We start from the raw sequence: 8021 nt of genomic DNA, 5'->3' as shown, positions 1-8021 counted from the left end.
CTCCTAAGATTTCTAAAATACCAGGAAAAATTTATTCAGATGAGTTAGATTATTATTCTAAAAAGGAAATCAAGACCTCAGCCACGGAAGCAGTTCATATTATAGAAAAAAACGGAAAATTTAAAACACTTATCTATCATACTAGAAAAGATACTATCGAAAAACTCAAACGATATGGACTGGTTCCTGCAGAAACTCCAATTTCACAAGCAATAATTAAATTAGGCGAATACCGTCAAATAGTTTTAACGCGTGCCTATGAAACTCATAAAGTCACTTCTCTTTATAAAGAAAAAATTTCCTTGCTGGATTTTTCTCAAGATTTATTAACGGCCTTAGAACCTATAGAGCGCATGACAAATACCATGGATGAATATCAGCACGAGCAGCAGAAAATTGAGCTTCAAGTAAAAATAAATGAGGTAATAAGCGAATTAATTAAATCCAAAATCATTCATCGTAATACATTAAGTTCGTTATTAGTCTATGATAAAAATGTATTTCATAAAATGGAAACACTATATGAAGGATTAGAGAAAAATTTACAAACAATCTCAGGAAAAATTAAAAATGCATCACCTCAAGAATTTGAAATCCTTTTAAAGCCTACTGGTCCTAATTCAATTCATACCCAAGTAAAAAACATGGGTATGGCAATTATTACAAAAATACAAGAGTTTAATCAGAACCTTGTATATAGTCGTCAAGAAAAATCCTTTTTTCGAGGAGAGCTACATGTTGCTTGCGAAAATGCGCTGCAAGCGATTCAAAGTTACGAGGCGGATCCGCATAATCCAATTTTGGCATCTCATCAGGGAAATTTCGAAGATATTATCGATAATTTAGCTATTGATTTTTCTGAGCTAGATGAGGAAAAGGCAAAACAGGTCATTTATACCATTAATGAAATATCAGGATATGGTATTCAGTATAAAGATGGAGAATATCTATTAAATGGGGCTCCATTAAATGATTTTGCTTCCAATCAAAAAAGAACCTCCTGGAAGAATTTTTCGATATTGAACTTACTTAACAGATTGGTTCGAGGATCCGCATATTTCCTAATAAGTTTAATTATCGACTTACCCGTTGCTTTATTCACTGCTCTGTTCACCTTTGATTTGATAAAAATTCCTTCGTTAAGTGCCTTTCTTTTTCCATATAAGCTTCAAAATAATACTACGCCATTAATTAAAGAAATTTTTGATTCATGCTCATTTAAGAGAACAAGTTTTGGCACAATAAAAGGGCACCAATTGGCTTTATTAGTAATTAATTTGTTAAAGGATGTCGGACGAACTTGTTTGGATGTCGCTTCCCGCTTGGTTATAGGATTTTATGATATTCTGTTAGATGTAAAAATAAAGTTTAAAAAAGAGGAGCGAACTGACCAGTGCCAAATAATTTTATCGGAAACAAAATCCGCTCTTAACAATATTCAAGAAAAAAACCTACAACTACTAGCTCCGTTTGAAGAACAAGAAAAGAGCATTGTGCAACAAAGTAATTCCAAAAATACGGATTCCATATTTATAACAAGCGACAAAATGGCAAATGTACCTTACCATCTAAGTGCTGGTGAATGGACAGATTTATTAAATTTCATCTCTGATAAAATGAAAACAAGTATAGATGAAGGGATTACTTATTCCTTAGCTAAACATCCCTTTAAAACAAATTTAATTCTCTTAATGCAACTTGGCGCAATGTTATCCATGCTGGCTCCAGCTGCATTGCCGTTGGTGACGCAAATATATACGCAACTATTTTCTCTATTAAAAAATGCAGTTCCTCAATCTATTCTCAATGTAATTACCCAAATAGCCAACAATGATGCAGTTAACTACTTTCTAGTAATAGAATTTTTTGAAAATACAATGGGTATTAATCATCCCTTAGGTATAAATTCCATGGACTGCGAGCCTCACCAGGAGGCATTAAATAGTAATCTTAATCAATTAAATTTAAGTAAAGAACTCTTGTTACAAATAGAATTCTTTCAAATTCTGGTAAATCAGAACGATTCGCTCCAGTATTTATCCCATCGAGAAAAACGTGCATTGCTGATGATGCTTGAAGAGTTATTTAATGATATTAAAAATAAAAGTGATTTTATAAAAGGAATATCTGCTTTTTTGTATCCTCCTACAAAAAAAACCTCTTTAAACCGAACATTAATTATTATTACAGACTATATTCCATTGATTGTTCGTTGTTTTTTGAGTCCTCTAACTTGGTCTCTAAAATCTTGGCAGGAGTTAGGACAAAAAATTATTAAAGATGTGACTCGTGTTTTACATGCTCTAAGTAGAATGTGCAATACCCTATTTAATATGATGGTGCGAGTTATTATACGAGCTCCTGGAGATATGATTGTAAATGAAATTGCAGCAAGAGCAGAAGGGATGCTAGGCAATAATGAGCATAATGTATCGCAAATGTCTTATTTGTTAAGTCAACATTGCAATCAATCAACAGAATTTATCCGCCAAACAGCATCCATTGGAATTGACGTGTTGCGGCACTCAGCTGAGGCTCCCGCACAGCAAACTACCTTTAAAAATATAAGCTCCTATTTAAATACAGGCGGGTTTTTTGCACATGAAAAAGAGCCGACTATCTCATGCTCCTCAGCTGCGAAGAATCCCCTTAGGAATGATAGATTACAAACATTTTAATCTGCCTATATTATGATCTGAAAGTCGCCGATACAAAATCAATATCTTCCTTATTTGGAGACGTAGAAGGAGTGGGCTCAGTTGTCTCTGGAATAGGTGGCGTAAAGATGAAATTGGGATCCTTGGTTGCAGTTGGGTTTACATTATGGGCTTTATTTAAGGATAGCTCAGCCTCTTTTTCCAGATCGCTAATGCGCTGTTCAAGTCCTGTAATAAGTTGTTCAATATCATTCAGTTGAGTTTTTAATGAAGGTATTGTTATCTGTTCAAGCGTTTTGATTGTATTATTTTTATTGGAAATTAGTTCACTATTGCTGGTGATTGTAGCACTATTTTGTTTTAGTTGGGATTTATCTGAATTACTCCGGACAGTATAAACCAATGATGCAATTAAAAGTCCAATGGTTGCTATAGCAATTATCCCCGCAGGGATGAATAATAAGGGAATTAAACTGACTGCGAGGGGGAGCAATTTCATTGCCAGAAATGCGCCGCCAAGCAATGTTCCAGTTGATAAGAAGGTAAACGCGCTAATTTTAAGAAGCTTATTATTCAGTGTATGGCGTTGCTCAATTGCTTTTTCTAGCTGTTGATTTTGCTCGAGTAGCTGTTGATTTTGAGATTCCAGAATAGGATTATTTTTTAATTGATGAAGCTTTTGTTCTTCCTGCCGCAGTTCACCTACCAATCTATTTTTATTGTTTTGAGCACGTTCTAATTTTTCCATTTCAACAGTTCTTTTTTTAAGTACTTCAAAGTGATTATGCATGTGGATAATAACCTGTTTCAATGCTTCTGTTTCGTGATAACTTAGTTTCGATTCAGATTTTAAGTAGGTTTCAATACGTGCAACAAATAGCTTATAGCTTTGCTTGGCAACTTCATCTTTGAACAGCTTTTCTTGTAGGTCTATATTTTGATGAGCAATCGCAATTGTATGTACTAATAATTGGTAGTTGTGAGGGGTAAGGTGTTGCTTTCTGGATGCATTTTTTAGACGCGCATCTTCACGTGCAGTTCGTTCAATAGCGCGTTCATTTCTTTGTTGCGCTTTTTTAGGTAGCTCTCTAGTTAGGCTTTTTTCTATTGTTTGGGCATGATTTTTTGTGTTGTTATATTCTAATTGTATTTCGTTTAAGTTTTTTTGTGCCAAACTTAATTCAGTATTGAGTCTTTCTTTTAGTGATATTAGTTTTTGTTTTTCTAATGAGACTTCTGCATTACCATGCCCATGGGTTGTTTGTCTGTGTGAATGCCCATGGGTTGTTTGTCCGTGCGAATGACCATGGGTTGTTTGTCCGTGCGAATGACCATGGGTTGTTTGTTTATATGGATCGGTGTTTGGCTGGTGATGAGTCGCACCATAATTTGCAATTTGTTGATTTAGTTCTCTTATTTTGTCTTGCAGGTAGTCGATATTCGCACTGTCATTCTGTATTCTTAATCCATACATTGAGATTTTTTTCGTAAGAGCCGTCGCCTCCAGAGTTAATTGGGAGGATAATAATAAATCGTTCCTCATCTCTTGAGCATCACTCTGATTTTCTTCTATATCTTGTTGCATCTGCGATGCGTAAGCTTTATTTACTAAAAGTGACTCAATATTGGTTTTATCACTTTTAACAATTAAAGCTAACTGAGTATTGATATCATTTACTATGGCAGAAATAGGCGATTTTTCTACTAAATTGTGTAGTAGGGTAGAGTATGTTGCGGTACCGATGTACTTATCGGTTACTTGCTGGTTTAACTCCCTGATATTGACATCAGATAACATGAGGATCCTCCTAGAATTCTTTAGAAGCTATCTTATATAAAGGTATTCAAGAGTCAACAGTTATTAAAATATAGAGGGAAAAAAAGATTGTTTATTCATGGAGATAAAATGAAAGAGGCTCGATGAACGAGCCTCTTTCTTCTATACCTTATTCATCCGTTAAGCGGAAGTATTTTGTTCCAAAATATCTTTGTAGTTTTTTTCTAATTGTGCCGCGACTAATTCCTAGCATTTTAGCTGCTTGTAATTGATTACCGCGACGTTTTTCCATTACCGCTTGTAATAATGGAGGTTCAACTTCAGACAGTATCATGTCATAAAGATCGTCTATATTTTTGCTTTTATTTTCAGCAAGGAAACGAGTAACAAGATTATACACTAGATCTTGAAGACCTTGATCTTGTTTGGTGATTGATTGGGTAGTTTCAGGTGTTTCAATGACATTCATCTTAACTTCCTTATTGTTAATTAAATCAGCGACAGTCCAATTGCTTACATTTACAGTGAAAGCAAAATTAATTGTACATGAAGGATAATTGATATTCTATATTTTCAAGCTAAAATGATGCATTTTTTTCGAGCAATTGACTCTCTATTAGGGCAAACAAAGAGCAGTCGGATCTTTCTGAAGACAAAGAGTCTTTAAGTGTTGCTAATCGAGCAAGCATCGTTTTAGATTGCGTGTTGTCATTATAGAATTGAGTGATGTATTTGCTTAATTCATGAGGATTACAATCATACTGTAAAAATTCAGGCACAATCATTTTATTTGATAAAAGATTGCATAATCCCAGGAATTTTACCTTGATGAGTTTTGCGGCCACAATGTAGGTGATGAATGATGATTTATAAATGATGCACATTGGTTTTTCTAATAAGGCACATTCAAGTGATGCCGTGCCAGAAGCAACAATTACAAAATCTGCGGCAGCCATACAGTTTAATGCCTGGCCTTGTATAAAGGTCACTGGCAGGGTGCTTTGGGCAAAATACTGCGTTATTTTTTCTGCATTAATAGTGCCAGCAATCGGAATGACAAATTGTAAGTCAGGATAACGTTGATGTAGGCGCTTTGCTGTATCACGTAATACGGGCATATGTCGCTCAATTTCATTGCTGCGACTGCCAGGGAGAAGCGCAAAAATTTGAGCGTCTAAAGGTAAATTTAAGGTCTTTCGTTGTGATGCTTTATCTTCAACGGCAGCTATTTTTTCAACCAAAGGATGCCCCACAAAACGTACGGGTACTTGAGCTTTATCATAGATTGTTTTTTCAAAAGGGAGAATAACCGCCATCATATCAATACATTCTTTGATGAGATGAATACGCTTTGCTTTCCAAGCCCAAATTTGCGGACTAATGTAATATACGATCTTAAGTCCTAACTTCTGTTTGGCATATTTTGCTAACCGCAAGTTAAAGCCAGGGTAGTCGACTAGAATAAGTAAATCTGGTTTTTGTTCGCTTAAATGTTTCTTGATGGCTTTAAATGCTTTACGAATAACCCCAAGATGGCGAATAACTTCAGTAATTCCTGTAACGCCGAAACGTGCTAGATCAGAGATTAATTCTGCACCAGCTTCTTGCATGTGCTTGCCGCCAATCCCACTAATTTCAATATTAGGGTAACTGGCCTTTAATTGTTTAATCAAGACCGATGCGTGAACATCTCCTGATTCTTCACCGGCAATGATGACAACGCGTTTAGCTTTTTGCATGGCGTTCAAGCAGGTTAGTATGAATCAATGCAGTGATTTGTTCTGCGGTTTGCAATGCCGCTAGACCATCTTCTCCGGTAACTATGGGGTCGCTATTCTCGGCAATGCATTGGAGAAATGCTTTTATTTCTTCTAACAAAGCATCACCTTTTTCCAGTTCTTTTTCTTCATGAACCATATCAGGAATCCCAGGAAACATTTCACCGGTCCCTTTTTTAAATACGGAAAGTTGTTTACTCTGATAATCAATCGATAAGAACGAATCATCTTGGAATATTCGCGTTTTACGTGAGGTCTTAAGACTGACACGATTGGCGGTTAGATTAGCAACACAATGGTTAGCAAAAGTAAGACGTACATGAGCAATATCAATCGTCTTGGTTAGTACCTGCGTGCCTTGTGCCAGAATAGAAACAATAGGGCTTTTTATCATATTCTGAATCAGATCAATGTCATGAATCATTAAATCAAGCACCACATTCACATCAGCACCGCGTGGCGTGAAGGGCGCTAGGCGCTCTGCCTCAATGAAGTGCGGTATTGTTAAATAATTATCGAGTGCGAGCCGAGCTGAGTTAAAACGCTCAAGATGTCCTATTTGTAATTTTGCATTATGCTTTTTAGCCAGTTGAATTAATTCTTCAGCTTGCGCGGTGGTTTCTGTAATTGGTTTTTCAAGTAAAACATGAATGCCTTGCTCTAAAAAGGCTTTAGCTATTTCATAATGCTTGCTTGTTGTCGCCGCAATACTTACCGCATCAACTTGATTAAATAATTCCTGATATTGAGTGTAGGCCGGAACATTTAATTCATGTCCAACTGCTTCTGCTGCTGTTTGACTTGCGTCACAGACCGCAACTAATTTTGCATTAGGGATAAGTTGGTATTTTTGTGCATGAAATCGACCTAAATAGCCGACACCGACAACTGCGCAGCGAATTTTATTCATAGAAATAAGTTTATTTGCTAATAATTTGTGCGTAATGATCGCATTTCCTGGGTGATAAATCAATTTTAAATGGGTATTATTAGGCCTATATTGAGCTGAGTGGAATAATAATGAATAAAAACGCACTAATTGCAGGTGTTGATGAAGTGGGGCGTGGTCCTTTGGCGGGCGCCGTAGTTACAGCAGCGGTTATTTTAAAAGAACCAATAGAAGGACTTGCTGATTCTAAAAAATTGACCCCTAAAAAACGCAAGTTGTTGTCATTACAAATACAAGAACGCGCTTTAGCTTTTGCTTATGGCAGGGCAGAAGTTGATGAAATTGATGCACTAAATATTCATCAAGCAACATTGCTAGCGATGCGCCGAGCGGTAGAGGCCTTACCGATTAAACCTGATGAGGTATTGGTTGATGGCGCGCATGCACCTAGGTTAGCTGTTCCCTGCCGGGCAATTATTCAGGGGGATAGTTTAATTCCTGAAATTAGTGCGGCTTCGATTTTAGCGAAGGTACTACGCGATGAAGAAATGGAGGCGCTTGATGCCATTTATCCTGGCTATGGGTTTGCAGGGCATAAGGGCTATCCAACTGTTGCGCATCGAGAAGCTTTAGTGCACCTCGGTCCTTGTGTGATTCATCGACGTAGTTATGCGCCGGTGGCGGCTTTGCTCTGAGTATAATCAATGGGAGTCCCTCTGCCATTAAGTTAACGCGAGTTATGGATAAGAAATCGGGACAGGGCTAATTTATTTTTGAACCGGGCTGAGGAAGCACTTTAGCATGCGCTGGTATTGGGTACTAAATCTTTGGGAGGACAGGCCTGATTGGCGATGGCACAAGCAAGCCAACGCCTGGCTAAGAGTAAATTTTGTTTTTTGCCAATCCATGAACAGTTGGCT

6 protein-coding genes are annotated in these 8021 nt (G+C 36.8%); 2 read left to right on the top strand and 4 right to left on the bottom strand.

What is annotated here, in order from left to right; all coding sequences use genetic code 11:
- The coding region (locus LDG_RS19710) for a hypothetical protein (RefSeq protein ID WP_040535694.1) at nt 1–2678 on the top strand (2678 nt) is incomplete at its 5' end.
- Between the two features lie 10 nt (nt 2679–2688).
- On the opposite strand, the gene LDG_RS12175 is transcribed toward LDG_RS19710, so the two are convergent.
- The 4 genes from LDG_RS12175 to LDG_RS12160 form a co-directional block, all read right to left on the bottom strand.
- Nucleotides 2689–4455, bottom strand: coding sequence for a hypothetical protein (locus LDG_RS12175; protein ID WP_006871680.1), 1767 nt, complete (start codon nt 4453–4455; stop codon nt 2689–2691).
- A 148-nt stretch (nt 4456–4603) separates the two neighbouring features.
- Nucleotides 4604–4903, bottom strand: a complete 300-nt coding sequence (locus LDG_RS12170) for a helix-turn-helix domain-containing protein (protein ID WP_006871679.1) — start codon at nt 4901–4903, stop codon at nt 4604–4606.
- Between the two features lie 109 nt (nt 4904–5012).
- A complete protein-coding gene (gene lpxB / locus LDG_RS12165) occupies nt 5013–6173 on the bottom strand; it encodes a lipid-A-disaccharide synthase (RefSeq protein ID WP_006871677.1) in 1161 nt (386 codons plus the stop codon).
- Nucleotides 6160–7122, bottom strand: a complete 963-nt coding sequence (locus LDG_RS12160; RefSeq protein WP_040535701.1) for a Gfo/Idh/MocA family protein — start codon at nt 7120–7122, stop codon at nt 6160–6162. The genes lpxB and LDG_RS12160 overlap by 14 nt, the downstream gene beginning before the upstream one ends.
- Nucleotides 7123–7232: 110 nt before the next feature.
- On the opposite strand from LDG_RS12160, the gene rnhB reads away from it, so the two are divergent.
- Nucleotides 7233–7796 (top strand): ribonuclease HII, encoded by a 564-nt coding sequence (gene rnhB, locus LDG_RS12155; protein ID WP_006871675.1) that lies wholly within the window; start codon nt 7233–7235, stop codon nt 7794–7796.
- The last annotated feature ends 225 nt before the right edge of the window (nt 7797–8021 follow it).

This window comes from Legionella drancourtii LLAP12, from assembly GCF_000162755.2.
Lineage (GTDB): Bacteria > Pseudomonadota > Gammaproteobacteria > Legionellales > Legionellaceae > Legionella > Legionella drancourtii.
Note: the sequence above shows the minus strand (reverse complement) of the source record. Positions and strands in the feature narration are given on the sequence as shown.

Bases quoted from the DNA above. Each gene is read 5' to 3' on its own strand.
- LDG_RS12175 (WP_006871680.1), bottom strand. From the start codon at position 4,455: ATGTTATCTGATGTCAATATCAGGGAGTTAAACCAGCAAGTAACCGAT.
- LDG_RS12170 (WP_006871679.1), bottom strand. From the start codon at position 4,903: ATGAATGTCATTGAAACACCTGAAACTACCCAATCAATCACCAAACAA.
- lpxB (WP_006871677.1), bottom strand. From the start codon at position 6,173: ATGCAAAAAGCTAAACGCGTTGTCATCATTGCCGGTGAAGAATCAGGA.
- LDG_RS12160 (WP_040535701.1), bottom strand. From the start codon at position 7,122: ATGAATAAAATTCGCTGCGCAGTTGTCGGTGTCGGCTATTTAGGTCGA.
- rnhB (WP_006871675.1), top strand. From the start codon at position 7,233: ATGAATAAAAACGCACTAATTGCAGGTGTTGATGAAGTGGGGCGTGGT.